Below are 26,776 nucleotides of genomic sequence, written 5' to 3'. Positions count from 1 at the left end.
TTATAGTACGGGCGGCACGCCGCGCGCACTCCCCACAGGCCGATTGGGGCACCATGTGGAGACGTGGACCCGCGTCAAACGCGGGTCCGTCAATTCTCAACGGAACGGCGGTGCGTAGAGCAGGCCACCTTCGCTCCAGCGCGTGTTCGGGCCACGCGTCAGGCCAAGCGCCGTCTTGGTGCCGAGGTTGCGCTCGAACACTTCGCCGTAGTTGCCGACGCCCTTGATGACGTTGTAGCCCCACTTGTTGTCGAGGTTCAGCATCTTGCCGAGTTCTTCGCTGACGCCGAGCATGCGCTGGATCTCCGGATCCTCGCTCTTGGCCATCTCGTCGACATTGGCTTGCGTGATCCCACGCTCTTCGGCGGCCATCAGCATCCAGGCCGACCAGGAGACGATGTCACGCCAGTTGGAGTCGTTCTGGCGAACGGCCGGCGCCAGCGGCTCCTTGGAGATGGTTTCCGGCAGGACGACGTAATCATCCGGGTTGTTGGCAACGGCGCGGATCGAGGCGAGGTCCGAACGGTCGGACGAGATCGCCTCGCAGCGGCCGGAGAAGAAGGCGTTGCGGTTCTCGTCCGGGTTTTCAAAGACAACCAGCTCGAACTTGCCGCCGATCGAGCGGAAGAAATCGCTGAGGTTCTGCGCGGTCGTGGTGCCCGGCAGCGTGCAGATCGCCGCGTCGGTCAGTTCCTTGGCGCTGTTGACGCCGAGCGACTTCGGCACCATCAGACCCTGGCCGTCGTAGAACACGGTCGGACCGAAATCGAGCCCGAGCGACGTTTCGCGCGAAAAGGTCATGGTCGTCTGGCGCGACAGCATGTCGATCTCGCCGGACTGAAGCGCCTGGAAGCGCGTGTTGATATTGGTCAGGACGAAATCGACCTTTTCCGGATCGCCGAATACGGCAGCCGCCACGGCGCGGCAGACGTCGACGTCGAAGCCCTCCATGTGACCCTTGGCATCGGCCGTCGCAAAGCCCGGCGTGCTCATCGAGACGCCGCAGATCAGCTTGCCGCGGGCCTTGACGGTTTCGAGCGTCGTCGCGGCGTTGGCAGTGGTCGCGGCCACCAGGCCGACGGCGATGCCGGCAACTGTCGCACAGAGCTGCAGAATCCTGCTGTTCATGAATTCCCTCCCATTGGCTGTTCCCTTTCTGGCCTTCTCAGGTCGCGCGGTCCTCTCCGCGCGCCTCCTCCCGAACCGGCCGGCGCCGGCCTTGTTTGTCGGCGCCTGCAATTGCATACGACACCAGAATACAAACATCAACATTATTGTATACAATGTTGACGACCATTTGGACGGGCGCTATCGAAGACAAGGGACATGTTCGGCCGGTCCCCGATCGGCCCGTTGGGGGAGGCAACCTTGTCTGAGAAATCTAGCCGCAGCGAAGTGGTCTACAAGCTCCTGCGCCAGGCGATCCTGGAGCAGGCCCTGAGGCCCGGAACGAAACTTTCCGAAGACACGATCGCCGATCATTTCAAGGTCAGCCGCACCAGCGTTCGGGCGGCCCTGGTCCGGCTCAACGCGGAAGGCATCGTCGATCTGCGCGCCAACAAGGGTGCCTGCGTGGCCGAGCCGACCTTGGAGGAGGCGCGCGACATCTTTGCGCTAAGACGCATGCTCGAAGCCGAGGTGATCCGGCGGCTCGTCGCCGATCTCGACGCCGCCGGCGTCAAGCGTCTGCAGCAACATGTGCGGCAGGAGGAGACGGCGCTGTCCGACCATGGGCCGCTTTCGATCCGGCTCGCCGGCGAGTTTCACATCCTGCTCGCGGAGCTTACGGGCTCCCAGGCGCTGACGCGTTTCGTCCGGGAGATCGTCTCCCGCTGTTCGCTGATCCTCGCCCGGTTCGCGCGGCTGCATTCGCCGGAATGTGCGGTCGACGAGCATGTCCAGATCATCCGCGCCCTGCAATCGCGCGACACCGCAACGGCGGAGCGCATCATGCTCGAGCACCTCGACGCGGTAGAGCTTCGCGCCGAACTCGATACCGGCAAGGAAGAGCCGGATATCTCCGCGATCCTGCAGCGCTACGCCCGCAAGGGCTGACGGCGCACTCCACCTTCGCTGCAGCGAGCGGTCGAAGATACGACTTTCTTTCGCCGATCTGCGGCACCAACTGTCGCGCCACAAGAATCCATGCGCGGCATCTGCCTCCAATATCTGCAACGATACCGGTCATGCCGGGTGGGTCTTGCAAGGGAGGGAGTAAGACATGCCAATTGAACTGGAATTCATGAGCAAGCAGGTTGCCGCGGGCCGGCTGTCGCGACGGGAGTTTCTCGGACGCGCCGCCGCACTCGGCATTACCGCCGCCTCGGCAAACCTGCTGCTCGGCCAGGCGGCCCGCGCGGCAGGACCGATCAAGGGCGGGACACTCAAAGCCGGCCTCGTCGGCGGAGAATCGACGAACAGCCTGGACCCGGCGACCTGGGCGAGCCAGGTTCCCTATACGCTCGGGCGCTGCTGGGGCGAGCAGCTTGTCGAGGTATCGCCGACCGGCGAGATCGAGTACCGGCTCGCCGAAGCCTATGAGGCAGCGCCGGACGCCAAGACCTGGCGCTTCAAGATCCGCAAGGACGTCACCTTTCACAATGGCAAGGAATTGACCCCGGCCGACGTGGTGGCGACGTTCGAGCGTCATGGCGACGCGGACTCCAAGTCTGCGGCTCTGCCCTTCGTTCAGGACTTCGAGACGATCAAGGTCGATGGCGACAGCGTGGTCATCACGCTGCGCGCGCCCAATGCCGACCTGCCCTATATCGTCAGCGATTACCACCTGATGATCCAGCCGAACGGCGGGAAGGACGACCCGACAGCGGGCATCGGCACCGGCCCCTACAAGGTCGTTTCCAACGAACCGGGCGTCAAACATATCGCCGAGCGGCACGAGGGCTATTGGGGCTCGGCCGAGCGCGGCCATGCCGATCAGATCGAAATCGCTGTCATCAACGATTCGACCGCTCGGACAGCGGCCCTCCAGAGCGGCCAGATCCACATGATCAACCGCATCGAGCCCAAGATCGTCGCCCTGATCAGTCGCCTTCCCGGCGTCGTCATCCGCAATGTGCCGGGCAAGGGTCACTATGTCTTCATCGCCCATTGCAACACGGCGCCCTTCGACAACAACGACCTGCGTCTGGCGCTGAAATATGCCGTCGACCGCGAGGAGATGGTGGCAAAGGTGCTTGCCGGCTACGGCACCGTCGGCAACGACACGCCAATGATCAAGGGCTATCCGCTGTTCGACAACGATATCGAACAGCGCGTCTTCGATCCGGACAAGGCAAAGTTCCACTACAAGAAATCCGGGCACAGCAGCTCAGTTCTGCTTCGGACCTCCGATGTCGCCTTCCCCGGCGCTGTCGATGCGGCGCAGCTCTTCCAGATGAGCGCCGCCAAATGCGGGATCACCATCGACCTGAAGCGCGAGCCGGGTGACGGCTACTGGTCGGACGTCTGGAACAAGCAGCCCTTCAGCATGTCCTACTGGACCGGGCGGCCGACGCAGGACCAGGTCTATTCAATCGCCTATCTTTCTAAGGCCGAATGGAACGACACCCGCTTCTTCCGCGAGGACTTCGACAAGCTGATCTTTGCCGCGCGGGGGGAGCTCGACAACGCCAAGCGCAAGGCACTCTACCGCCAGGCAGCGATGATTCTCCGCGACGAGGGCGGCGTCATCGTGCCGATGTTCAACAACTATATCGACGCCACGAACGACAAGGTCGGCGGCTGGATCGACGATCCGAACGGCGAACTGATGAACGGTCACGCCCTGACGAAATGCTGGCTCAACGCGTAAGGCAGCGACGCGGATGACGGGAGGCCGACAAGCGGCCTCCTCTTCTCATCGCGCGCGTTTCAAGCGGTCCGGCGCAGCGACACCGTGCCGTCACTGGCACGCTCCGCCGCGATGTCGTGGTAGCGGGCAAGGGTCATGTGCGGCGTGCCCTCCGCAGCCGCATGCGCGCCGGTGACGACGACGACATCGGCGCCAGCCGCAATCCCGGCAAGAATACCGGCCGGTGCGTCTTCGAAGACCAGGCAATCCTCCGCACGCACGCCAAGCCGCTCGGCCGCGAGCCGGTAGCCCTGCGGATCGGGTTTGCCGACGGAAACATCCTCGCCGGTGATCATCAGCCGCGGCGTCGGAATGCCGGCGGCGGCGAGACGGCGCACCGCCAGATCAAGCGGCGCGGACGTGACGATCGCCCATCGTTCCGGCGGCAGGGAATTCAGGAAGGCGACCGCGCCGGGGATTTCGACGATGCCCTCGACATCGGCGATCTCTGCGAGCGCCAGGTCGTAGGCTTCCTTCTCCGGATCGACGTCCGGCAGCTCGAGATTGCGGATGGTATCGACGGCGCGCACGCCATGTACGGTCTTGATAAACTCGACCGGATCGAGACCATTGCGCTCCGCCCAGGCGCCCCACACACGTTCGACCACGGCCATGGAGTTCAACAACGTGCCGTCCATGTCGAACAGGAGGGCAGCAAAATTCTTCGTGAAAACGGATGAAGGCGCGGCGTCCAAGGCAATCCCCTGAGGTGATGAAACGGGCGGCAAAGGCTTCGCCCAGCGGAGAAGTCACACCTACTACCGGACAGCCGGCCGCACAATGCCATTTACTCCACCGCTGCCGCGTATCACTCGATGCGCCAGGCAGCCTTGCTCGTTGTCAGGAAGTCGATCGGCCCGCCCGGCTGGTCGTCGTCGAAGATGGCGCAGGACAGGATGCCGCTGAACACAGCTCCGGAATCGACATTGGTGCGGTTCCCGACCGTGCGCGGATTGGCGGTGCTCGGGGTGTGCCCGTGACAAAGATGCCGGCCCCAGTAATCGCCCGAATAGTCTTCAGGCGGCCGGATCCAGAGAAAGATCCCCTCGTCCTGCTGCTCCAGTGGCAGGGTATCGTCAACACCGGCATGCACGAAAATGCGAAACCGCTCGACCAGGATCGTGGGCAGTTCCCTGATCCATTTCAGATGCCGCCCGGGAACCGTGCCGCCATAGGAGATCAATGTCTCCTGGCCGCCATTGACGAGCCACCACTCGACGTCACTTTCGCCACTGCTCGCCCCCCAGAGCATCTGCTCGTGGTTGCCCTTGAGCGTCAGCCACGTCCAGCCGGGTCGGGTCGGGCCGGCCATGATCAGTTCCATGACGGCGCGGCTCTCGAGCCCCCGGTCGATCAGGTCGCCCAGGAAGATCACCCGCCCCGTCGGCGCATAGTCCTCGATTTCAGCCAACAGCGCGCGCAGCTGATCGAGGCAGCCGTGAATATCGCCGACGGCGAAAGTCAGATGCCGAGCGGCCATGCATTCATTCTCCAAAGTCCGACAGCCCGGCGCCGACCGCTTCAGGTCGAAAACATCGCCGGATCAAGGTGCTATAACATGCCTTTTGCCGAAAGGATGCAAGATGCGCCGATGGCGGCGCGGACGCGCGCGACGATGGAGAATGCCGACAGCCACGAGAATGCGTCGCGGGAAATGTTCAATCGCTGACGTGGTCCTGATTTCAGCGCCGCGAATTGCCCTTGGCGATGGTCGAGCTGGCGATCGACACCGGGTCGCTTGCCGGAAAGGTATCTTCGAGCCCCTCGTCGAGCTGTTCCTCCATGGCGTCGCGGTCATGAGCCTGGCGCGCGTTCGGCAACGTGCCGCGACGCGCTCCTGCGTCGCCGGCAGCCGCCGCTACCGTTTCGTCGGTCGCGATGGCCGCCTGCAGAATTTCCTTGGCTTTTTCGATCGCGTTGAGCCGGTTGAGGGATCCGGCCCCGTCCTGGGGACACATCACCGTCACCACCTGGCCACAGTCGCCGACGAACTCGACAGTGAACCCGGAGCGACCGGCCTTCTCGGCGGTAACCTGCAAGCCGACGATGCGCATCGAAGCTCTCCTTCCTTCGGGGGCTACCCGGCAGATCGAGGTCGCCTCGGCGGCCTCGCCCGTGGCCGGGACGAACGCGGGCGTCTCTTCAAGGAAGCATCGAGGCCGGGTTTTGTTCCGGCCGTTTGCAAATTTACGGGCGGTCGCGCTTTCGCGGCGCAATCGTGTCTATAGGGCCCCCTGTGAGCCGATGGAACGCTGGGGGTTTGCGGGCAAGTCCTTTGCCGTATCCGCCGCCTGGAACGCCCCGCCTGCCGGTTGTTTCTTCGTGCAGCTTGCAAAAGCGTCAAGGTCCGGCTTGTAGACCTTGGTCTCGACATTCATCATGCCGAGCACGGTGTGAAACAGGTTGTCGTGGGACTTGGGCTGCGCGGTATCCTTGGCCAGGCACGCCGTGTCGACGCCCATTGCCACCCGGTAAGGCTTCGAGAACCAGGCGATGAACGGCACCTGCGTCTGCTCGCGCGGGGCGATGGAATAGGGCGCGCCGTGCAGGTAGATGCCGTTTTCGCCGAGCGACTCGCCGTGATCTGACATGTAGATCATCGCACCCGCGATCTGGTCCTGATGTTTCTCCAGCAACCGGGCGACGCTCGCCAACACGTAATCGGTGTAGAGGATCGTGTTGTCATAGGCGTTGGTGATTTCTTCGACCGAACACTTCATCAGTTCGGGCGTCCGGCAATCGGGCGTGAAACGCCGGAACTTCTCGGGATAGCGAAGGTAGTAGGACGGCCCGTGGCTGCCGAGCTGGTGCAGGACGATCACGCTGTTCCTCTTCGTCGTCGAGAGCTTCCTGTCGAGCTCGCCGAGGAAGATTTCATCCAGGCACTCCCCGTTCTTGCAAAGCGGGCTGTTCTTCTGGTCAGTCATGCTGGCAAAGTTGATGAGATCGGCAATGCCCTTGCTGCCGGTGTTGTTGTCCCACCAGGTGGTCGCAACGCCGGCGCGCGTCAGCACGTTCATCAGGTTCTCCGTGGAGCGCGCCTTCCAGTCGCTGTATTCTTTACGCGGGTAGACGGAGAACATGCATGGAAGCGACGTCGCCGTTGCCGTGCCGCAGCTGGTGGTGTCGGTGTAATTGACGACATCGAGCGACTTCAGCTCCGGATTGGTTTCACGCCCGTAGCCGTTCAGGGAGAAATTCATCGCCCGCGCGGTCTCGCCCGCGACCACGACGACGACCACGGGCTTGCTGGCAGACGCGATGCGCGAGCCCTGACGGGCATCGGTACCGAGCGGCTGCACGACGATGTTGCGCCCCTTGAAGGTCGAGGACGCGTAGCGAACCGCCGCGGAGACCGGCCCCGTCGGATTGAAGCGCTTCATCAGGTCCCTGTGTTCGCGGATAACGTAGGCGATGTTTGCAAAGTTCGCGTAGACCAGCCCCCCGCTGACGAGAAAGCAGGGAATGATCACCGCCAGGTTGACCGCGGCATTGGCGAAAAAGCGCCGATAACGGACCTTGAACCAGATCACCAGCAGCGACGGGAGCACCCCGTAAAGCAAGAGATGCATCGCCAGACTGCCGGTCAGCAGATGGCTGGCTTCGGCCTGCGTCGTAACCGCGGCATTGCCGATCATGTCCTTGTCGATGATGACACCGAAGGTATCGATGAAATAGGAGGCGGAGGCCGACACCATGATCAGGAAGATCATCACCGGCTTCATCACATATTTGACGGAGGCGGTCGTCAGCCCGGCGAAGGTCAGCAGGCACAGTGCCGCGCTGAAGGACAGGAGCGCCACGACGGAATCGTCGAAATAGGCGACCGTGTGCGTCCAGAAGGACTTGTTGGTGACGACAAGCAGATAGGCACTGACGAGAGCGCTCAGCGCAAGACTGCCGATTTCCGCGCGGCGAAGACCTGAAAATGTCAAAACTGTCGTCTCCTACGGCGACTGCACGAGCGCCTGGGAGGGGCGCTGCAGGCGCGGGCATTCAGTCGAGTTGGAGGCCGTGTTGCGGGCCGCCTGTTCAGACACACCCTCTCCCTCGGCAATCGAGATACGACGGACAAGCTGTCCAAACCCCGTCAAGATTGCTCATTGTCCCGCCGATACGCGCGCTGGTAGGTATCGCTGCTGGCAGTTGGCAGCCTCCGCGAAAGCCCATATGGTCGGCGGCGGCCCTGCACTCTCGAGACGAATCAATGCGCCTGCTCCTGGTCGAAGACAGTCCGAGACTGGTTGAACTGGTCGGCGAAACCATGCGGGATGCAGGCTGGCGCCTCGATGCGGTTTCGAGCGTGGCCGATGCCGAGACGGCAATCGCGGCCCGCGAGCACGACCTGGTGCTGCTCGATCTCGGACTGCCCGATGGCGACGGCCTGTCACTGCTTCGCCGCGTGCGCCAGGAGTATCCGGGGCTGCCGGTGCTCATCATCACGGCCAAGGGTTCCGTCGACGAACGCATCGCCGGGCTCGATGCCGGAGCCGACGACTATCTCGTGAAGCCCTTCCATCATCGCGAACTGCTCTCGCGCTGCCGCGCGATGCTCAGGCGCAACCCCCAGGCGGTGCAGCCGGTGCTGGAGGCAGGCAGCTTGCGCTACGACCCGGCGACCGCCGACCTCACCTGCGACGGCACCGTGGTGCCGTTGCCGCCGCGTGAGCGGTCCCTGATCGAGATCCTCATGCGCGAGGTCGGCCGCGTCGTGCCGAAGCGCAAGCTTGAAACCGCCCTTTCCGAATATGGCCAGGAAGTCACGCCCAACGCGCTCGAGCTGGCTGTCTCAAGGGTGCGCAAGCGCCTGCAACCTCTCGACACCGGCGTGCAGATCGAGACGGTGCGCGGCATCGGCTATCTCCTCCGGCGGGCGCCATGAGGATCCGGAACCCTTCCTTGATCGGTATCGTCGCGCGCCGCATCGTCGCCTTTTCACTGCTGGCGATGGCGATCCAGATCGGTGTCGTCTTCGCCGACTACTGGTTCGACGACGACAAGCTGAGCGTGCTCATGCTGCAGCAGGAAACCGAAAACCTAATCGGCTATGTCCAGGTGCGCGACGGCGTGGCGCGTTACGAGCCGGATCGCGACCTGCGTGAACGATACGTCGACCGGCCGGACGACAACGGTGCGATCTTCCTGCGCATCCGCACCGCTTCCGGAGAGATGATCCATTCGAACTGCACGGCCGAGTGTTCCCAACATTTCCTGCCGCTCAATGTCGACGCCCCCCAATTCTGGAAACGCCTGATTGCCCCGGGAAAACCGTTCAGCGTGGCCGGCGGCCAGACCTTCGAACGGGGCGGTACGACCGTGCTGGTCGAGCTCGCGATCCTCAACGATCCGAACGGCTTCATGTACGGCGCACTCCTTCACGAGATGTTCGACTCGATGATCGTGCCGATGACGCTGATGTTCTGCCTGGTGATCGGGGCGACGATCTGGTCGATCCGCAGCGCCTTGAGGCCGGTCGCCAGGGCGGCCCACGCAGCCGATGCACTCGATCCCCGCGACAGCAATGCGCGCCTGCCGCTGACGAGAATGCCGCAGGAAATCGCCCGCCTCGTCATTGCCGTCAACCGGATGCTGACGCGCGTCGCCGATCTCATCCAGTCGCAGAAGCTGTTTTCGTCTTCGATCGCCCACGAAATCCGCACGCCGGTGTCGATTGCCAAGATGGAGCTGAGCCGCATCGACGACCCGAGAGCACGCAATGCGGAGCGCGATCTCGACGCACTGACCCATATTCTGGAGCAATTGACCTCGCTTGCGCGCGCCGATGCCGTCGATCCCTCCGCCTACCAGCGCACCAGCCTGTCGCACATCGGCGCGGCCGTCGCGGAGGCGATCGCACCCTTCGTCTTCGACCACGACAAGTCCCTCGAATTCGTCGACGAAGGCACGCCGCCGGTAACCGCCATCCCGGCACTCGTCGAAAACATGCTGCGCAACCTCATCGAGAACGCCGTCAAGCACAACCCGCCGGGCACCCGGATCGTCCTTGCCTGCGGCCCCGGCCCGTTCGTTTCGGTCGAGGACAATGGCAAGGGCCTCATCGACCTTCCGGAACACAACGAAGACCTCGGCTACGTGAAGAGTTCCGGCCAGCTCGGCCTTGGCCTGAAAATCGTGCGGCGCATCAGCGAGTTGCACCGGGCCACCCTTGCCGTCGATACGGCGCCCGACCGCGGCACGCGGATCTCGATCGATTTTTCCGCAGCCGTATCGAGCTAGCAATCGGCACGAAGAGGTCGCCGGTCCCGAGACCTTGCGGCAACGCGCTCTTTTTAGGCGCGATGCATATATTTTAATCCGACGGCGGTTTTTGGATGTGGATTTCATGCCCATTTCCGCGCCATGTGCTAATGGCCTGTGCAAATCCTACCTTCCCTCCGCAGAGGCCCTATGTCGAAGGCACGCGCATACATCAGGCGTTTCATTCCCTCGCTTGTTCCGGTCGGCCATCTGGAACGCCTGCGTTCGTCGCTCGGCGCGCTTCTCGGCATCCTGCTCACCGGCTTCATCAGCAGCTACGCGCTTGGCGCCGACGCCAGCCTGCCGCTGTTGATCGCGCCGATGGGCGCCTCCGCCGTCCTTCTCTTTGCCGCCCCGGCAAGCCCACTCGCCCAGCCATGGTCGATCGTCGGAGGCAACACCGTCTCTTCCCTGATCGGCGTTACCGCGGCGCTGCTGATCCCCGACCCGGTCATTGCTGCCGCAGTCGCCGTCGGGCTCGCCATCGCGGTCATGCTGCTGCTTGGCTGCCTTCATCCGCCGAGCGGGGCAGTTGCTCTGACCGCAGTCCTCGGCGGCCCGGCGATCCATGAGGCTGGTTACTGGTTCGCCCTGTCTCCGGTCGCCATCAACTCGGTCGTCATCCTCGTGATTGCACTGGTGTTCAACAACGCGACCGGCCGGCGCTACCCGCATCTTGCGCAGGCACCGACGCTGCACGGTACCAGCGACCCCGCGCCGACGCACCGGCTCGGCATCGTTCCCGAAGACCTGCAGGCGGTGCTCGCGCAATATGGAGAAGTGGTCGACGTCAGTCCCGCAGAGCTCGACGCGCTGATCCATCAGGCACAGATCCGCGCCTTCAACCGCCGCTCCGGCGAAATCACCTGCGCCGAGATCATGTCGCGCGACGTCGCCACGGCCACGCCGGAAACGTCCCTGCGCCAAGCCTGGCAGACCCTGATCAGGCACCACATCAAGGCGCTGCCCGTGGTGACCGAAAAGGATGGCCTCGTCGGCATCGTCACGCAGACCGATTTCATGAAACACGCGATGCTCACGCCGCAGGGCGGCATCCGCCAGCGGCTCGGAAACGTCATCGGCCTCGGGCCGAAGATGCCGCGGCTCGTCTCGGACATCATGACGCGCAAGGTGCAGTCGGCCCTGCCGGAAACCTTGATCGCCAAACTCGTGCCGCCGATGTCGGACATGGGGCTACACCATATGCCGGTGGTCGATCCGGACAACCGTCTGCTCGGTGTCGTTACCCAATCCGACCTCATCGCCGCACTCTTCCAGCGCCGTCTCGAACGGGGCGAAGAACGCGACGTCGCATAGGCCGAAAGGCTCACCTGAATTCTCCACCACGAAAGCGGGCGGCTGCGCCAAACCCGCGCGCCCGGCGCCAAACACAGCACGGGCGATTGCCCGGCGCGCATCGCATACAATAAAAATTCATTCGATTGACTTAATCAATGGAATGATGTAATTTCAGCATATGATGAAAAAACAAACCTCGCCTCGCCCGACAAAGCAGGATCGCGGAGATGTCACCCGCGAGAAGCTGCTGACCAGCTCCATCGACGTCTTCGGCCGCTACGGCTTTGACGGCGCCACCACCCGCATGCTCGCCGAAACGGCAGGCGTGAACCTCCAGGCAATCCCCTACTATTTCGGCGGCAAGGAGGGTCTTTACATAGCCGCCGCAGAGCACCTTTCGTCGATTATCATTGGGCATGTCGGCGAACTGAGAACGACGATCCTCGAACGCCTTGCACGTCTCGATAGCGCGGGCGAGCCGATGACGTCGGAGGAAGCGCGAGATCTCCTGACCCGGGTCGTCCAGCGCATGATCGCTCTCTTCGTCAGCCGGCAGTCCGAGAGCTGGGCGCGTTTCATCATCCGCGAACAGATGGAGCCGACGGAGGCCTTCGAACGGGTCTACGCCAACGTCATGGGCCCGATGATCGGCATGGCGGGCCGGCTGGTCGCCACTATTCTCGGCGAGCCTCCGGCATCGGAACATGTACGGCTGCGGACGCTCTCCTTCGTCGGAAGCATTCTCGTCTTCCGCATGGCGCATGCGGCCATGCTTCGGCAAATGAACTGGCGGGCCGTCGGTGCCGACGAACTCGACATCTTGCGACGTCACGCGGCCGAACTGGTCGCGACGCTCGGCAGCCGGAAGGAAGGCCGGTCATGAACAAGCCAGCAATCGCGCTGATCCTGATCGCCGGCGCCGCGGCCGGTGCCTGGTGGTTCGACGTCCCTCGCCGGCTCGGGTGGGTCGGTACGGAGCAGACCTCGGTCCTCTACGGCAATGTCGACATCCGTCAGGTTTCGCTCGGCTTTCGCGTCAATGGCCGCATCGCAAGCCTTGCTGTCGATGAAGGCGACATGGTCAAGCCCGGCGACGTTCTGGCGACGCTGGACGCGGTCCCATTCGAGCAGGCGGCAGCCGCCGCGCAGGCCGATCTCGGCGCGCTCAAGGCCAACCTTGCAAAGCTGAAGGCCGGCGCACGCCCGACCGAAATCGCCCAGGCACGCGCGACCCATGAAGAACGCCTCGCCGATCTCGAAAACGCCAACCTCGCCTTTGAGCGGGCACGGCAATTGCGCCCGAACGGCACCATTTCCCAGGCCAACCTCGACGAAGCGAACGCCAACAGGGCAGCCGCCGCTGCCCGCGCCACGTCTGCCCGCGAAGCGCTGGCACTGCTTGAGGAAGGAAGTCGGATCGAGGACATCGAGGCGGCTCAGGCGCAGGTGCTTGCAGCCGAAGCCAAGCTCGAGAGCGCCCGGACGGCGCTCGCCGATACCCGGCTGGTTGCCCCAAGCGCCGGTACGGTCCTGTCGCGCGTGCGCGAGAGCGGTGCCATCGTCGCGCCCTCCGACACGGTCTACGTGATCTCGCTGAACGAGCCTGTGTGGGTCCGGGCCTATGTGGCAGAACCCGACCTTGGCCGCGTGCATCCCGGCATGGCCGTCGAGGTCACGTCCGATGGCGCTCCGGACCGTCCCTACAAGGCAACGATCGGCTTCATATCGCCGGTCGCCGAATTCACGCCTAAATCGGTGGAAACGCCGGAGCTGCGCACCGATCTCGTCTATCGCCTGCGCATCGTGGTCGACAAGCCTGGCCCCGATCTCCGCCAGGGCATGCCGGTGACGGTGCGCTTGCCGGAAAAGTCCGGGGCCGGGCAATGAGCGACAACGCACCGTTCGTTCGCATCGCGGATGTGGTCAAGCGTTTCGGCGACGCGCCGCCGGCGCTCGACCACATCAGCGGCGAGATCCTCGGCGGGCGCATCACCGGACTCGTCGGCCCTGACGGCGCGGGCAAGACCACGCTGATCCGGCTGATGACGGGACTGATGGTGCCGGGCGAAGGCAAGGTCGAGGTTCTCGGTTTCGATACGGTGACGAGCGCCGCCGACATCCAGGCCGCGATCGGCTACATGCCGCAGCGTTTCGGCCTCTACGAGGATCTTTCCGTTCAGGAGAACCTCAATCTCTACGCCGATCTGCGCGGTCTGCCACTTGGCGAACGCACCGCAACCTTTGACGAACTGCTCGAATTCACCGATCTCAAGCGCTTCACCACGAGGCTGGCCGGCAAGCTTTCGGGCGGCATGAAGCAGAAGCTCGGCCTAGCCTGTGCACTTCTGCGCAAGCCGAGGCTGCTGCTTCTGGACGAACCGGGCGTCGGCGTCGACCCGATCTCGCGCCGCGATCTCTGGAAGATGGTCGAGAACCTGACGAAGGAAGGCATCGGCGTCGTCTGGTCCACGGCCTATCTCGACGAGGCCGAGGCCTGTGACAGCGTTCTGCTTCTGAACGAAGGCAAGCTGTTGTTTACCGGCAGTCCCATTGAATTGACCGAAAGGGTCGCGGACCGCGTCTTCAAGGTTTCCGGTATTACGCAAGGGCGCCGTCAGGCGCTTGCCCGCTATCTCGACGACGAAAACGTCGTCGACGGCGTCATCCAGGGCGAAGCGATCCGCCTTGTGATGAAGCCGCAAACCATGCCAGGAGGCCCTGACGACGGCTCGGTTACACCCAAGATGGCAACCACCACGCCGCGTTTCGAGGATGCCTTCATCGACATGCTCGGCGGCGGACCCGGCGGCCGCTCGAAGCTCGCAGAAACCCAGACGCCCTTTGCCGTCGAGAATGCCAAGCCCGTCATCGAGGCGCATGGCCTGACGAAACGCTTCGGCGATTTCACCGCCGCCGACACAATCACCTTCGACATACCGCGCGGCCAGATCTTCGGCCTCTTGGGCCCGAACGGCGCCGGCAAGTCCACGACCTTCAAGATGCTGTGCGGCTTGTTGAAGCCCACGGCCGGCGAAGGTCGCGTCGCCGGTTTCGACCTGCGCCGCGATGCCGCCGAGGCGCGCAACCGGCTCGGTTACATGGCACAGAAGTTCTCGCTCTACGGCGACTTGAGCGTCGCCCAGAACCTCAGCTTCTTTGCCGGCGTCTACGGCCTTTCCGGCACGCGCAAGCGCGACCGCATCCAATTGATGACGGAAATCTTCGGCTTCGCCCGCCTGCTCGACATGTCGGCGAAGGATCTGCCGCTCGGCCTCAAGCAGCGGCTGGCGCTCGCCTGCGCGGTGCTGCACGAACCGGAAGCGCTGTTTCTGGACGAGCCGACCTCCGGCGTCGACCCGATCACCCGGCGCGAGTTCTGGACCCACATCAACGGCCTTGTCGAGAAGGGCGTGACGGTGCTCGTCACCACCCATTTCATGGACGAGGCCGAATACTGCGACCGCATCTCGCTCATCTACCGCGGCCGTTCGATTGCACTGGGCTCGCCAGACGAATTGAAGGCGCAGGTCGCCAGCGACAAGCTTCCGGACCCGACGATGGAAGACGCCTTCATCGCCCTCGTCGAGGGATCGGAAGCGAAGGAGGCGGCATGAGCGCGCAATCGTCCAGTCTCGAAAACCGGGCGTCCCGAGCCAGACGCTTTGCAGCGCTGGTGCGCAAGGAAAGCTACCAGATCGTTCGCGATCCGAGCAGCATCCTGATCGCCTTCGTGCTGCCGCTGATCCTTCTGTTTCTCTTCGGCTACGGCGTTTCGCTCGATACCACGCAAACCCGTATCGGCCTCGTCATCGAAGAAGAGGCGCCGCTGACGCGCGATCTTGCCGCGGGATTTCAGGCCTCGCGTTACTTCACGGTGGCCGTCGGTCGCGACCGCCGCGAGTTCGAGGAAGACCTGGTGCTTGGCCGGGTGCGCGGCATCGTCGTCATCCCCAAGAGCTTCATGGCAGACTATGCGGCCGGGCGGCACCCCGCCTTGCAGGTGCTCGTCGATGGCTCCGATCCCAACACGGCAAACTTCGTTCAAAACTACGCACAGGCGACCGTTGCCAATTGGGAACGCCAGCGCCTCAACGACGGCGGCGGCCGGCCGCCGGCGATTTCGGCCGAGCAGCGCTTCTGGTTCAACCCGGAGCTGACCAGTCGAAACTTCCTGGTGCCCGGATCGATCGCCATCGTCATGACGCTGGTCGGCACGCTGCTCACCTCGCTCGTCGTTGCCCGCGAATGGGAGCGCGGCACCATGGAGGCGATGATGGCGACCCCCGTCTCGGCCGCGGAACTCTTGGCCGGCAAGCTGCTGCCCTATTTCATCCTCGGGCTGACCTCGATGACGCTCTGCGTGCTGCTCGCCGTCTTCCTTTTCGGCGTTCCCTTCCGCGGTTCGGTCGCGGCACTCTACGCACTGTCGGCGACCTTCCTCATGCCGGCGCTCGGCCAGGGCCTGTTGATCTCGGCGGCGACGAAGAACCAGTTCCTCGCCTCGCAACTCGCGTTGATTTCGGCGTTTCTTCCGGCCTTTCTGCTCTCGGGTTTTCTCTTCGAGATCAACTCGATGCCAACTGTCATCCAGTGGATCACCTTCATCGTGCCGGCGCGCTATCTGATCCCGAGCCTGCAGACCGTGTTTCTGGCCGGCGATATCTGGCCGATGTTCGGCAAGGCCATAGCTGCCATGCTCCTGATCGGCAGCGTGTTCTTTGCGCTCGCCGCCCGCAGCACCCGCAAGAGGATCGGCTGAGATGTGGTGGACAAGGCTTAGAGCGCTGATCGTCAAGGAATTGCTGGCGGTGCTGCGCGACCCCAAGGGCCGCACCGTGCTGATCGTCCCGCCGATCCTGCAGCTCCTGGTGTTTTCCTACGCCGCCACGCTCGAGGTCACGAATGTCGATGTGCTGGTGCTGAACCGTGACAACGGCCACTGGAGCCAGGATCTCGTCCAGGAGATCCAGGGCTCGCCGACCTTCCGCAGCGTTCGCTTCACCAACAGTCCTGACGAGGTGCGTCTGTCGATCGATACTCAGAAGGTCATTGCAGCGATCGAAATCGGCCCTACCTTCTCGCGCGACATCGAGGCCGGCCTCCCGGCGGAGGTGCAGGTCATCCTCGACGGCCGCCGCTCCAACGCGTCGCAAATCGTCTCAGGTTATCTCGGCCGTATCGTCGGCGCGCTCGCCGCCGAGACGCCGGCGGGCAAGCGGATGGCGGCCGACGCCGTCACCGTTGTCGCCCGCAACTGGTTCAATCCGAACCTCACCTATCAGTGGTTCATGGTGCCGAACCTCGTCGCCAGCATCGCGCTGTTGATCGGCCTGATCGTGACCGCCCTGTCGATCGCGCGCGAGCGCGAGCTCGGCACCTTCGACCAGCTCATGGTCTCGCCGCTCCGGACCCATGAGATCCTGATCGGCAAGCTGATCCCACCGATGATGATCGGCCTCTTCCACATCACCATCTATATCCTGGCGGCCGTCTTCATCTTCGGCGTGCCGCTGCGCGGCTCGCTGCTCCTGCTCTACGGCAGTGCGGTCTTCTATCTTGCGTCGGTTGTCGGCCTCGGCCTGTTCATTTCCGCCCTGTCGATGACGCAGCAGCAGGCGATCCTCGGCGCTTTCCTGTTCATGGTGCCGGCAATGCTGCTTTCTGGCTTTGCCACGCCGATCGAGAACATGCCGTCCTGGCTGCAGCCGATCACCTACGTCAATCCACTGCGCTACTTCCTCGTGATCGTGAAGGGCGTGTTCCTCAAGGACATTCCGGCGGTCGAGGTGGCGCGACAGACGATCCCTTTACTTGTGATCGCCATCGTCACCCTCTCGGCCGCCTCCTGGCTGTTTCGCCGCCGGCTGGAATAATCAGCCGTTCAGGAACCGCGCGATCGCCGCGATCTCGTTCTGGCGAATGTCATGGCCGCCCGAATGCCACTCGGTCTCGATCGCTGCGCCCTGCCCCTGAAAATAGTCGGCAAGGGCCTGGGTCAGCGGTGCCGGGCAGATGGGGTCGCGCTCGCCGGCGGTGATCAGGACGCGACGCCCCTTCAGCCCCGCATTGTCCTTCGGGCGGAACGGGATCAGGGGGTGCATCAGGGCGGCCTTGTCGAACACGCCGTCTTCGATCAGCACGTTGGCAAGAATGTTCGCGCCGTTGGAGTAACCAAGGCCGATCACCTGCGACGCCTGATGCTCTGCGGCCACCGCCTTGACGAAGGCCGCCATCTTCTCGGTGGCGCGGGCAAGGTCGGCCATGTCGTAGACGCCCTCGCCGGTGCGCTTGAAGAAGCGCGCTGCCCCATACTCGGAGACGTCGCCACGCGGCGAGACGATCGTCGCATCGGGCAGAAGCTCGGATGCGAAGGTGAAAAACTGGTTCTCGTCGCCGCCGGTCCCGTGGAACACGAAGAAAATCGGCTGGCCGGGCTTTCCGGCCTTCAGCTTGTGAACATAGCCATGATCTACCATTTCAATCTCCTGGTGCAATTCGAAGAAGCCTGGAATTGCCTGATTTCAAAGCGTTGAAGCCGTCCTCTCAACCGAGGGGACCGCCGGGTTGCAGAAGCCCGCAACCATACGGGCCGCTGACTTTCGCGGCATTAATCGTCGATCTTCTGCAGGTGGCTCTCCAGAATCGGGCGCAGGTGCTTGTGCTGCTGCGGCAGCTTCAGCGCCTCGCCGAGATGGGCGAGATCCTCGTCCCGGTCGAAACCCGGCTCGTTGGTGGCAATCTCGAACAGCACGCCGCCCGGCGTGCGGAAATAGATCGCCCAGAAGTAGTCGCGGTCGATGACCGGCGTCACCTGATAGCCCGTGTCCATCAGCGCCTTGCGCACTTCGAGCTGCTTTTCGCGATTCTCGACGGCGAAGGCGATGTGGTGCACCGAGCCGGCGCCCTGGGACGCCCGGCCGATGTTCGGCATCGTCTCGAGGTCGATGACGCTGGCATCGTTGCCGCCGGGTACGATCAGACGGGTGACGCCGTCCTTGCGGTCGATCTCTTCGTAGCCCATGAACTTCAGAAGCTCGGCGGTAGCACCTTCGTCACGCAGACGGAGCGCCGCGGAATGGAAGCCGCGGATCGCGTGGTCCTCCGAAATGCCGCCTTCCGTCCAGGGCGTGCGCCGATCATCCTTGACTTCGACAAGCGCAAAGCCGTCGCCATCAGGACCGGCAAAGTTCAGGCGCTTTTCGCCGAATGTCTCTTCGTCCTTGAGACCGGTGACCCCGAGCGTGGCCAGCCTTTCCTTCCAAAAACCGAGCGAGCCCTGAGGTACGGAGAAGACCGTGGTCCCGACTTCGCCGGTGCCGGCGCGGCCACGCGGCATCTGCGGGAATGGGAAATAGGTCATGACCGTGCCCGGCGTCCCGGCTTCGTCGCCATAATAGAGGTGATAAACGTCCGGCGAATCGAAGTTGACCGTCTTCTTGACCCGGCGCAGGCCGAGCGACTTGGTGAAGAACCGGTTGTTCTCGCGCGCATCGTCCGCCATCGAGGTGACGTGATGCAGACCCTTGATCTGGTTGAGCATTGCCATGATCCTTTCTCTCCGGCGCCACCGGGCGCTCCGTTGGGTCTTAGATGCGCCTATCCGTTCGCCAGCGGAAGACGGCCGCGACCAAACGCATTGTCAACATTTCATTGACAACACCAGATATTCGTCAACAGACATGGACTTCGGCGACGGCTTGTGACCCCTCGCACCGATGCTTAAGATTGGCCGGCTGCATTTTGTGCAACGACGCGAGGAGGGGCGCGGATATCTGTGAAACATCGCCTGGTCCTTGCATTCCTGCTGTTGCCACTACTTGCAGCTATGCTGGCATGGAAAGGCTATGCGGTCACGACCGACAGCTACTTGCGTGAGGCAGGATCTCAGGCGACCACGGCATTGCGCCTCGCCGTCAACGCGCTCGACGGCCATCTCAACCGCTACCAGGCGCTGCCGGCGCTGATCGCCGATCACGAGGATGTCCGCGAACTCGTCACCCGCCCGCGGGACCGGCGGCTGCGCGAGGCCGTCAACACCTACCTCAAGGACATCAACGGTCTTCTGCAGTCCTCGGACATCTACGTGATCATGCCGGATGGCAATACTATCGCGGCCAGCAACTATGACGGGCCGACCAGTTTCATCGGGCAGAACTTCAGTTACAGGCCCTATTTCCAGGAAGCGCTTCGCGGGCAGCAGTCGCGGTTCTATGCGCTTGGAACCACCTCGCTGAAACGCGGCTATTTTTTTGGTTCGCCGATCCGGGTTGGAAACGAGATCCGCGGCGTCATGGTGTTCAAGGTCGATGTCGAGCGCATCGAAGCCTCCTGGCAGGGCGGCGAGTACAAGATCTTCGTCTCCGACCCGGAGGGAATCATCTTCATGTCCGGCGATCCGGCGTGGCTCTACGCTTCGATCCTGCCGCTGACATCGGAACGGCTGGCGCGAACCGAAGCCTCCAGGCGCTACGCCGACGCGACCGTGCGCGCCCTTCCCGTGTCGGAGCGCTTCTCGTCCGACCACCATTTCCTCGCCGTGACGACCGGGAACTCGAGCCGCGAGTATCTGATGCTTTCGCGGCAGATGCCGGATGCCGACTGGACGGTGAACGTCCTTGTCGATACGGCGTCGGTGCGAACACAGGCCCTGACGACTGTTATCGCCGCCCTGCTCCTGCTGTGCCTTGCCGGCCTGGGCGTCGCCATCATTCTCCAGCGGCGGGCACGGCTCAACGAGCGCCTGTCGATGCAGGCGGAGGCGCAGGCCGAGTTGGAACGCCGGGTCGACGAACGCACCGCCGACCTCGCGCGCGTCAACGCCCAGATCGAGGAAGAGATCGCCGAGCGGCGGCTGACGGAAAAGCAGCTTCGCCGGACACAGGCCGACCTGATCCAGGCCGGGAAGCTGGCAGGGCTTGGGCAGATGTCCGCAGCCCTCTCGCACGAATTCAACCAGCCGCTTGCCGCCGCCAAGACCTATGCGGACAGCGCGGCACTGCTGATCGAGCGCGGTCGGTCGGACGAGGCGACCGACAATATCCGCCGCATCTCCGGCCTTGTCGACCGCATGGCGGCGATCAGCAAGCACCTGCGCAACTTCGCGCGCAAACCGAACGAGAAACTCGGCCCGGTTCCAGTCGAAGAGGTGGTGCGCGATACGATGGAGATCGTATCGGTTCGGCTGAAGGCGGCTCAGGCGATCATCGACATCGATCTCGGCGACACGCCACTCGTCGTGCGCGCCGGCTCGGTCCGCCTGCAGCAAGTGCTCGTCAACATCATCTCCAATGCCGCCGATGCCGTCGAAGGCCTCGACGATCGCACCATTCGCCTTCGCGCGCGACAGGAAGACCACAAGGTGGTTCTGACCGTCAGCGACCGCGGCCCGGGCATTGCGCCGGCGATTGCCGAACGTATCTTCGACCCGTTCTTTTCCACAAAGGGCGTCGGCAAGGGGCTGGGCCTTGGGCTCTCGATTTCCTATAACATTATCAAGGATTTCGGTGGAAGCCTTGTCGCCACTAACCTTGCGGAAGGAGGTGCCGAGTTCCGCATCGAACTCGCCGCCGACAACAGCGATGCCCGGGAGGCTGCCGAATGATCGAGAGCCGGATCCTGCTCGTCGACGACGAAGAGGATGTGCGCCATTCGAGCGCACAGGCGCTGGAGCTCGCCGGTTTCCGTGTCGATGCCTTTTCGGCCGCCGAACACGCGCTCGAATTCATCAGCTACAGTTTTGCCGGCGTCGTGATCAGCGATATCCGCATGCCCGGCATGGACGGCATGACCCTCTTGCAGCGGATCCGCGAGATCGACGCGGAGGTTCCGGTCATCCTCATCACCGGCCATGGCGACGTGCAGCTCGCCGTTCGTGCCATGCGCGAAGGCGCCTATGACTTCGTCGAGAAGCCGTTTGCGGCGCAGATGCTCGCCGGCACGATCCGCCGGGCGCTGGACTGGCGCGCGCTCGTGCTCGAGAACCGTCGGCTGAAAGCCGTCGCGGGCAAGCGCGACGACATCGAGCAGCGGCTCCCTGGCCGAAGCCAGGTCATGGTCGACCTGCGCTACCGCATCCGCGCCCTCGGCGCGGCCGACGCCGATACGCTGATCATCGGCGACACGGGTGTCGGCAAGGAGGTTCTGGCCCGCACGCTGCATGATCTCAGCGCCCGCGCCAACAGCCCCTTCATCGCCATCAACTGCGCCGCACTGCCGGAGAACCTGATCGAAAGCGAGCTCTTCGGCCATGAGCCAGGCGCCTTTCCCGGCGCCATCCGCCCGCGCTACGGCAAGTTCGAGCATGGCCGCGGCGGCACGATCCTGCTCGACGAGATCGGTTCGATGCCCTTCGACCTGCAGGCAAAGTTTCTGCGCGTGCTGCAGGAGCGTGTGATCACCCGGCTCGGATCGAACGAGCAGGTGCCGCTCGACGTTCGCTTCATCGCCACCAGCAAGGTCGATCTCGAAAAGGAAGTGGCGGCCGGGCGTTTCCGCGCCGACCTCCTCTACCGCCTCAACGTCGCGACGCTGAGGGTTCCCTCGCTTGCGCAACGCCGAACCGACATTCCGCTACTCTTCCTGCAACTGATCAGGGAATCGGCTGCCCGCTACGGCCGGGATGAGGTGGAGGTTTCCCAATCCATGCTGGCGGATATCGCCGAGCGCGACTGGCCGGGCAATGTACGCGAACTGCGCAATGCCGCCGAGCGCCTGGTGCTGGGGCTCGACGCCGCTCCCGACGATACCGCGAGATTGGAGAACGGCAACCGCCTCGCCGACAGGGTGGCTGCCTATGAAAAAGGTCTCATCGCCAGCGCCATCGCCGCGCATGGCGGGGCGCTGAAACCGGTCTATGAGTCGCTCGGCATCTCGCGCAAGACACTCTACGAAAAGATGCAGAAGTTCGGGCTCGACAAGAAGCTTGTCGCCGCGGATTTTTCCGCCGACGGCGAGCCCTGACCCACCCGGTTGGTGGCCACCTAGGGCCGCGGACCGGCTTTTCCGGTGCAAACTGCCGCGCCGCCTTCAATGCGCTGAAGCGCGGCCGAGCGGGTTCCGGCCCCGCCCTACCCGGCGGTCGGAGGGGCAACGAATTCGACCTTGATGCGATCCGGATCTTCGACGAACAGCGCGTAGTAGTCGCTTCCGCCGTTTGCGAATGGGTATCGATCCTCGTAGAGGCAAGAGATGCGGTTCTCCCGGCAGTAGGCCCGCAGCCGGTCGACCGTCTCGCGGTCCTTCACACGAAACGCCAGGTGATTGAGACCGACCCCGCAGCGGTGGTAGTCGCGGGAGGCATGCTTCTCGCTGACCTCGACGAATGTCAGGTAGGCATCGTCGCCATGGGCGAGCGAGAAACCGTCACTCCAACGACCGCTTTCTTCGTATCCGACCTGCGCGAGCAGGGACGTCCAGAATGCATGGGAGCTATCAAGGTTCGAAACATAGATCTCGATATGATGGAGCATTGGCCCGTCTCTCGTTAAACCGCTGATCCGCTCCTTCACGGCCACCGCTCAGCCACGTGGCTGCCTTGGAAGCGACCGCCGACAATGAACCATACGGACGGTCGCAAAAGCCAGGCTCAAAGAAAGCCACACACATGTGACGGATCCATAAATGCCCGCCAACGCGGCAACGAAAACGGGGACGCGATCGCTCGCGTCCCCGTCAAACTTTCAAGGCAGGTTTGTTCAGACGTTGAAGGCAGCACCAATCAGCGTCTTGGTATAGGGCTGCTTCGGCGCCTCGAAGATCGCATCGGTCTCGCCTTCCTCGACGATCTTGCCGTTCTTCATGACGATCACGTAGTCCGACATCGCCTTTACCACCGAAAGGTCGTGGCTGATGAAGATGTAGGAGAGCCCGTGCGAGCGCTGCAGGTCGCGCAGGAGCTCGATCACCTGCCCCTGCACCGAGCGGTCGAGCGCCGAGGTCGGCTCGTCGAGAATGACGACCTTCGGCTTCAGGATCATCGCGCGGGCAATGGCGATGCGCTGGCGCTGGCCGCCCGAGAACTCGTGCGGGTAGCGGTTGCGGGAGGCGGGATCTAGCCCCACTTCCTTCAACGCTTCCGACGCCCGGCGGTCGCGGTCGGCACGGCTGAGTTCTGGCTCGTGCACGTGCAGGCCTTCGGTGATGATTTCGCCGACGGTACGTCTTGGCGAAAGCGAGCCGTAGGGATCCTGGAAGACGAGCTGCAGCGTGCGGCGCAACGGCCGCATCTGTCCGCGGTCGAAGCCGGAAATATCCGTCGTTCCGAAGCGATAGTGGCCACTGCTCGGCAGGAGCCTCAAAAGCGCGCGACCGAGCGTCGACTTGCCGGAGCCGGACTCGCCGACGACGCCGATCGTCTGCCCTTCCTTCAGGCGCAGGTTGACGCTGTCCACGGCGCGGAAGACCGACTTGCCGCCCCTGAAGAGACCGCCGCCGATCTGGTAGTCGACACAGACATCACGACCTTCAAGGATGATCGGCGCGCTGTCAGGCGGAGACGCCTTGCGGCCACTCGGCTCGGCAGCAAGCAACATCTTCGTGTAGTCGGCCTGCGGCCGCTCGAAGATATCAGCCGTCGTGCCCTTTTCCACCACTTCTCCGCGACGCATCACGGCCACGCGGTCGGCGAAATGCTTGACGATGCCGAGATCGTGGGTGATCAGCACGATCGCCATGCCGAAGCGCTTCTGCAGCGACTTCAGGAGATCGAGGATCTGCGCCTGGATCGTGACGTCGAGTGCGGTCGTCGGTTCGTCCGCAATCAGCAGATCCGGGTCGTTGGCAAGCGCCATGGCGATCATCACGCGCTGACGCTGGCCGCCCGAAAGCTCGTGCGGATAGCTGTCTATGCGGCGTGCCGGTTCCGGAATGCCGACGAGTTCGAGCAGTTCAAGCACGCGCGCCCGCGCCTGTTTGAACGTACCACCGCGGTGATGAACGATCGGTTCGGCGATCTGGCGGCCGACCGGATAGAGCGGGTCGAGCGAGGTCATCGGCTCCTGGAAGATCATCGTGACCTTCGCGCCGCGCACCTGGTTGAGGGCCTTGGGCGGCAGGCCGACCAGTTCCTGCCCGCGATAGCTCGCCGAGCCGGTCACGGTGCCGTTCTTGGCGAGCAGCCCCATGATGCCCATCATCGTCTGGCTCTTGCCGGAGCCGGACTCGCCGACGACCGCGAGCGTTTCGCCGGTGCGGACATCGAGATCGATGCCCTTGACGGCTTCGACGGTGCCATCGGGCGTCGAGAAGTTCACCTTGAGGCCGCGCACGGCCAGGATGGTTTCCTTGGTATCTGCCATGTCAGCGATCCTTCGGGTCGAGCGCGTCGCGCAGGCCGTCGCCAATGAAATTCAGCGAGAACAGCGTCAGGACGAAGAAGATGGCTGGGAAGATAAGCAGCCACGGCGCCGACTGGATGTTGTTTGCGCCTTCCGAGATCAGCGCCCCCCAGCTCGTCAGCGGCGCCTGGACGCCAAGACCGAGGAAGGAGAGGAAGCTCTCGAGCAGGATCACCTTCGGCACGACGACGGTCACGAAGACGATGACCGGACCAATCGTGTTGGGGATGATGTGCCGGCGGATGATCTGCCAGTCGGTCAGGCCGAGCGCCTGCGCGGCGCCGACAAATTCTCGACGTTTCAGCGCCAGTGTCTGTCCGCGCACGATACGGGCCATGTCGAGCCATTCCACCGCGCCGATCACCAGGAAGATCAGGATGAACGAGCGGCCGAAGAACACCACGAGCACGACGACGAGGAACACGAAGGGCAGAGAATAGAGGATCTCGACGAGGCGCATCATGACGTTGTCGACGCGGCCGCCGATATAGCCCGAGGTGGCGCCATAGACGACGCCGATGCCGAGCGAGACGAGACTTGCAAGCAGACCGACGGCGATCGAGATCTGGCCGCCAAGCATGACGCGAACGAGCAGGTCGCGGCCGTTGGAATCGGTACCGAAGGGGAAGTATTCCCGGTTGACCTGGCCGGTCACTTTCAGCGTCTTGCCGTTGTCTTCCGTTGCCACGACCTGCGTGTCACGGAACTCGTTGGCACGGTCGAAGTAGCGCGTCGCGCGGGCATCGATCGGTTGTTCCGAGGTGATCGTCGCGGTGAAGGTCTCGCCCTCGAGATTGAACTCCTTGAGGGTGACGCGGGCGCGGGACGCGACCCCTTCCACGACGCCTTGCAGCGTGGACGTATCGGGGCGCGGTTCGAGGCTTGGGCTGGTGTTCACGTAGGACGGGAACACCTGGTCGTAAGTGTGCGGAACGAAAAACGGACCGAGGAACGAGAACAGTGCGATCAGGGCCAGCATGAAGCAGCTGGCCATGGCGGCGCGGTTGCGCTTGAAGCGCATGGCCGCGAGCTGGAAGAGGCTTCGCCCCTTCGTTTCCGGCGTGACCGCCGGGGTCTGGGCGATATCAGTCATGGCGAACCCTCGGATCGAGCAGGCCGTAGAGAATGTCGACCAGGAGATTGAAGATGATGACGAAGATGGCGACGAGAATGACCGTGCCCATCACCAGCGTGTAATCGCGGTTGATCGCTCCGAGAACGAAGTAGCGGCCGACGCCCGGAATGGTGAAGATCGTCTCGACAACGGCCGAGCCGGTCAGAAGTGCCGCAGCACAGGGCGCCAGATAGGAGACGACCGGCAGCATGGCGCCACGCATCGCATGGGTGACCACCACCGTTCGCGATGGCAGGCCATAGGCCTTCGCCGTTCGGATATGGTCGGTATGAAGCGCCTCGATCATCGAGCCGCGCGTGAGCCGGGCAAAGACCGCAAGCTGCGGCAATGCCAGTGCGATCATCGGCAGGATCAGGAAGCGCAGGGACCCGTCGCCCCAGCCGCCGGCCGGCAGCCAGGCAAGCACGATCGCAAAGACGAGCGTGAGCACCGGTCCCACCACGAAGTTGGGGACCGTGACGCCGATCGTCGAGAACGACATGATGGCGAAATCAAGCGCGCTGTTCTGCCGGAGCGCGGCGATCGTCCCGGCGGTAACACCGCCGATCAGCGCGACGAGCAGAGCGTAGAAGCCGAGCTCCATCGAATAGGGCAGACCCTTGCCGATCAGTTCAGCGACGTTGTTGTCCTTATAGACATAGCTCGGGCCGAAGTCGCCGGTCACCGCATTGCTGAGATAGTGCGTGTATTGGCGCCAAAGGGGCTGGTCGAGCTGATACGTCTTCATCAGGTTCGCCATCGTTTGTGGCGGAAGAGGACGCTCGAGGTTGAAGGGGCCACCGGGGGCGAACCGCATCAGGAAAAACGAAATGGTGACGACGATAAACAACGTCGGCACCGCACTCGCCAATCGGCGAAGGATGAAGGAAATCATGGTCGTACTCCGGAGGCGACGCGCGA

The 26,776-nt window shown here is 63.5% G+C and carries 23 protein-coding genes; 12 read left to right on the top strand and 11 right to left on the bottom strand.

Annotated elements, in window-relative coordinates:
* Positions 1-96: 96 nt before the first annotated feature.
* Positions 97-1,128 (bottom strand): amino acid ABC transporter substrate-binding protein, encoded by a 1,032-nt coding sequence (locus tag C1A35_RS16185; RefSeq protein WP_104665309.1) that lies wholly within the window; start codon positions 1,126-1,128, stop codon positions 97-99.
* 240 nt (positions 1,129-1,368) lie between these two features.
* On the opposite strand from C1A35_RS16185, the gene C1A35_RS16180 reads away from it, so the two are divergent.
* On the top strand, positions 1,369-2,055 hold the full coding sequence (locus C1A35_RS16180) for a GntR family transcriptional regulator (protein ID WP_234822880.1): 687 nt from the start codon (positions 1,369-1,371) through the stop codon (positions 2,053-2,055).
* 166 nt (positions 2,056-2,221) lie between these two features.
* Positions 2,222-3,811 (top strand): ABC transporter substrate-binding protein, encoded by a 1,590-nt coding sequence (locus C1A35_RS16175; RefSeq protein ID WP_104665307.1) that lies wholly within the window; start codon positions 2,222-2,224, stop codon positions 3,809-3,811.
* A gap of 59 nt (positions 3,812-3,870) precedes the next feature.
* Here C1A35_RS16175 and C1A35_RS16170 read toward each other — a convergent pair whose 3' ends face one another.
* The 4 genes from C1A35_RS16170 to C1A35_RS16155 form a co-directional block, all read right to left on the bottom strand.
* Complete coding sequence (locus tag C1A35_RS16170) at positions 3,871-4,545, bottom strand: HAD family hydrolase (protein WP_104665306.1); 675 nt, start codon at positions 4,543-4,545, stop codon at positions 3,871-3,873.
* Between the two features lie 113 nt (positions 4,546-4,658).
* Positions 4,659-5,330, bottom strand: coding sequence for a metallophosphoesterase family protein (locus C1A35_RS16165; protein WP_104665305.1), 672 nt, complete (start codon positions 5,328-5,330; stop codon positions 4,659-4,661).
* Between the two features lie 202 nt (positions 5,331-5,532).
* Positions 5,533-5,904 carry a hypothetical protein gene (locus C1A35_RS16160; RefSeq protein WP_104665304.1) on the bottom strand — a complete coding sequence of 124 codons (372 nt, stop codon included), beginning with the start codon at positions 5,902-5,904 and terminating at the stop codon, positions 5,533-5,535.
* Positions 5,905-6,072: 168 nt separating this feature from the next.
* Complete coding sequence (locus C1A35_RS16155) at positions 6,073-7,785, bottom strand: phosphoethanolamine transferase (RefSeq protein WP_104665303.1); 1,713 nt, start codon at positions 7,783-7,785, stop codon at positions 6,073-6,075.
* A 272-nt stretch (positions 7,786-8,057) separates the two neighbouring features.
* Here C1A35_RS16155 and C1A35_RS16150 point away from each other — a divergent pair, with 272 nt between their 5' ends.
* The 8 genes from C1A35_RS16150 (at position 8,058) to C1A35_RS16115 (ending at position 17,280) form a co-directional block, all read left to right on the top strand.
* Complete coding sequence (locus C1A35_RS16150; protein ID WP_104665302.1) at positions 8,058-8,732, top strand: response regulator transcription factor; 675 nt, start codon at positions 8,058-8,060, stop codon at positions 8,730-8,732.
* On the top strand, positions 8,729-10,087 hold the full coding sequence (locus tag C1A35_RS16145; protein ID WP_104665301.1) for a sensor histidine kinase: 1,359 nt from the start codon (positions 8,729-8,731) through the stop codon (positions 10,085-10,087). The genes C1A35_RS16150 and C1A35_RS16145 overlap by 4 nt, the downstream gene beginning before the upstream one ends.
* Positions 10,088-10,258: 171 nt before the next feature.
* A complete protein-coding gene (locus C1A35_RS16140; protein WP_104665300.1) occupies positions 10,259-11,425 on the top strand; it encodes an HPP family protein in 1,167 nt (388 codons plus the stop codon).
* 160 nt (positions 11,426-11,585) lie between these two features.
* Positions 11,586-12,290 carry a CerR family C-terminal domain-containing protein gene (locus C1A35_RS16135; protein ID WP_440271532.1) on the top strand — a complete coding sequence of 235 codons (705 nt, stop codon included), beginning with the start codon at positions 11,586-11,588 and terminating at the stop codon, positions 12,288-12,290.
* Positions 12,287-13,294: a secretion protein HlyD gene (gene hlyD, locus C1A35_RS16130; RefSeq protein ID WP_104665299.1), complete on the top strand. Its 1,008-nt coding sequence runs from the start codon at positions 12,287-12,289 to the stop codon at positions 13,292-13,294. The genes C1A35_RS16135 and hlyD overlap by 4 nt, the downstream gene beginning before the upstream one ends.
* The gene (locus tag C1A35_RS16125) at positions 13,291-15,021 is read left to right on the top strand and encodes an ATP-binding cassette domain-containing protein (RefSeq protein WP_104665298.1); all 1,731 of its coding nucleotides are present in this window, start codon (positions 13,291-13,293) and stop codon (positions 15,019-15,021) included. The genes hlyD and C1A35_RS16125 overlap by 4 nt, the downstream gene beginning before the upstream one ends.
* Entirely contained in the window at positions 15,018-16,166 is a 1,149-nt protein-coding gene (locus C1A35_RS16120; RefSeq protein ID WP_104665297.1) for an ABC transporter permease, read from the top strand. The genes C1A35_RS16125 and C1A35_RS16120 overlap by 4 nt, the downstream gene beginning before the upstream one ends.
* 1 nt (position 16,167) lies before the next feature.
* A complete protein-coding gene (locus tag C1A35_RS16115) occupies positions 16,168-17,280 on the top strand; it encodes an ABC transporter permease (RefSeq protein ID WP_104665296.1) in 1,113 nt (370 codons plus the stop codon).
* On the opposite strand, the gene C1A35_RS16110 is transcribed toward C1A35_RS16115, so the two are convergent.
* The gene (locus C1A35_RS16110; protein ID WP_104665295.1) at positions 17,281-17,883 is read right to left on the bottom strand and encodes an alpha/beta hydrolase; all 603 of its coding nucleotides are present in this window, start codon (positions 17,881-17,883) and stop codon (positions 17,281-17,283) included.
* A gap of 131 nt (positions 17,884-18,014) precedes the next feature.
* Positions 18,015-18,947: a VOC family protein gene (locus C1A35_RS16105; protein WP_104665379.1), complete on the bottom strand. Its 933-nt coding sequence runs from the start codon at positions 18,945-18,947 to the stop codon at positions 18,015-18,017.
* A gap of 234 nt (positions 18,948-19,181) precedes the next feature.
* Here C1A35_RS16105 and C1A35_RS16100 point away from each other — a divergent pair, with 234 nt between their 5' ends.
* On the top strand, positions 19,182-21,008 hold the full coding sequence (locus C1A35_RS16100; RefSeq protein WP_104665294.1) for a sensor histidine kinase: 1,827 nt from the start codon (positions 19,182-19,184) through the stop codon (positions 21,006-21,008).
* Positions 21,005-22,366 (top strand): sigma-54-dependent transcriptional regulator, encoded by a 1,362-nt coding sequence (locus C1A35_RS16095; protein ID WP_104665293.1) that lies wholly within the window; start codon positions 21,005-21,007, stop codon positions 22,364-22,366. Before C1A35_RS16100 ends, C1A35_RS16095 begins: the two co-directional genes overlap by 4 nt.
* A 107-nt stretch (positions 22,367-22,473) precedes the next feature.
* Here C1A35_RS16095 and C1A35_RS16090 read toward each other — a convergent pair whose 3' ends face one another.
* The 4 genes from C1A35_RS16090 to oppB form a co-directional block, all read right to left on the bottom strand.
* Positions 22,474-22,875 (bottom strand): VOC family protein, encoded by a 402-nt coding sequence (locus C1A35_RS16090; RefSeq protein ID WP_104665292.1) that lies wholly within the window; start codon positions 22,873-22,875, stop codon positions 22,474-22,476.
* Between the two features lie 225 nt (positions 22,876-23,100).
* Positions 23,101-24,702 carry an ABC transporter ATP-binding protein gene (locus C1A35_RS16085; RefSeq protein WP_104665291.1) on the bottom strand — a complete coding sequence of 534 codons (1,602 nt, stop codon included), beginning with the start codon at positions 24,700-24,702 and terminating at the stop codon, positions 23,101-23,103.
* Between the two features lies 1 nt (position 24,703).
* Positions 24,704-25,834, bottom strand: coding sequence for an ABC transporter permease (locus C1A35_RS16080; protein WP_104665290.1), 1,131 nt, complete (start codon positions 25,832-25,834; stop codon positions 24,704-24,706).
* The gene (oppB, locus tag C1A35_RS16075) at positions 25,827-26,750 is read right to left on the bottom strand and encodes an oligopeptide ABC transporter permease OppB (protein ID WP_104665289.1); all 924 of its coding nucleotides are present in this window, start codon (positions 26,748-26,750) and stop codon (positions 25,827-25,829) included. The genes C1A35_RS16080 and oppB overlap by 8 nt, the downstream gene beginning before the upstream one ends.
* Between the last annotated feature and the right edge of the window lie 26 nt (positions 26,751-26,776).

The organism is Ensifer adhaerens (assembly GCF_002940685.1).
GTDB lineage: Bacteria > Pseudomonadota > Alphaproteobacteria > Rhizobiales > Rhizobiaceae > Ensifer > Ensifer adhaerens_E.
This window is presented reverse-complemented; position numbering and strand designations above follow the sequence as displayed.

What these genes read in the sequence shown, in the direction of transcription:
- C1A35_RS16185 (WP_104665309.1), bottom strand. Translation starts at nt 1,128, where the DNA reads ATGAACAGCAGGATTCTGCAGCTCTGTGCGACAGTTGCCGGCATCGCC.
- C1A35_RS16175 (WP_104665307.1), top strand. Translation starts at nt 2,222, where the DNA reads ATGCCAATTGAACTGGAATTCATGAGCAAGCAGGTTGCCGCGGGCCGG.
- C1A35_RS16165 (WP_104665305.1), bottom strand. Translation starts at nt 5,330, where the DNA reads ATGGCCGCTCGGCATCTGACTTTCGCCGTCGGCGATATTCACGGCTGC.
- C1A35_RS16160 (WP_104665304.1), bottom strand. Translation starts at nt 5,904, where the DNA reads ATGCGCATCGTCGGCTTGCAGGTTACCGCCGAGAAGGCCGGTCGCTCC.
- C1A35_RS16150 (WP_104665302.1), top strand. Translation starts at nt 8,058, where the DNA reads ATGCGCCTGCTCCTGGTCGAAGACAGTCCGAGACTGGTTGAACTGGTC.
- C1A35_RS16145 (WP_104665301.1), top strand. Translation starts at nt 8,729, where the DNA reads ATGAGGATCCGGAACCCTTCCTTGATCGGTATCGTCGCGCGCCGCATC.
- C1A35_RS16140 (WP_104665300.1), top strand. Translation starts at nt 10,259, where the DNA reads ATGTCGAAGGCACGCGCATACATCAGGCGTTTCATTCCCTCGCTTGTT.
- C1A35_RS16135 (WP_440271532.1), top strand. Translation starts at nt 11,586, where the DNA reads ATGATGAAAAAACAAACCTCGCCTCGCCCGACAAAGCAGGATCGCGGA.
- hlyD (WP_104665299.1), top strand. Translation starts at nt 12,287, where the DNA reads ATGAACAAGCCAGCAATCGCGCTGATCCTGATCGCCGGCGCCGCGGCC.
- C1A35_RS16125 (WP_104665298.1), top strand. Translation starts at nt 13,291, where the DNA reads ATGAGCGACAACGCACCGTTCGTTCGCATCGCGGATGTGGTCAAGCGT.
- C1A35_RS16120 (WP_104665297.1), top strand. Translation starts at nt 15,018, where the DNA reads ATGAGCGCGCAATCGTCCAGTCTCGAAAACCGGGCGTCCCGAGCCAGA.
- C1A35_RS16115 (WP_104665296.1), top strand. Translation starts at nt 16,168, where the DNA reads ATGTGGTGGACAAGGCTTAGAGCGCTGATCGTCAAGGAATTGCTGGCG.
- C1A35_RS16110 (WP_104665295.1), bottom strand. Translation starts at nt 17,883, where the DNA reads ATGGTAGATCATGGCTATGTTCACAAGCTGAAGGCCGGAAAGCCCGGC.
- C1A35_RS16105 (WP_104665379.1), bottom strand. Translation starts at nt 18,947, where the DNA reads ATGCTCAACCAGATCAAGGGTCTGCATCACGTCACCTCGATGGCGGAC.
- C1A35_RS16095 (WP_104665293.1), top strand. Translation starts at nt 21,005, where the DNA reads ATGATCGAGAGCCGGATCCTGCTCGTCGACGACGAAGAGGATGTGCGC.
- C1A35_RS16090 (WP_104665292.1), bottom strand. Translation starts at nt 22,875, where the DNA reads ATGCTCCATCATATCGAGATCTATGTTTCGAACCTTGATAGCTCCCAT.
- C1A35_RS16085 (WP_104665291.1), bottom strand. Translation starts at nt 24,702, where the DNA reads ATGGCAGATACCAAGGAAACCATCCTGGCCGTGCGCGGCCTCAAGGTG.
- C1A35_RS16080 (WP_104665290.1), bottom strand. Translation starts at nt 25,834, where the DNA reads ATGACTGATATCGCCCAGACCCCGGCGGTCACGCCGGAAACGAAGGGG.
- oppB (WP_104665289.1), bottom strand. Translation starts at nt 26,750, where the DNA reads ATGATTTCCTTCATCCTTCGCCGATTGGCGAGTGCGGTGCCGACGTTG.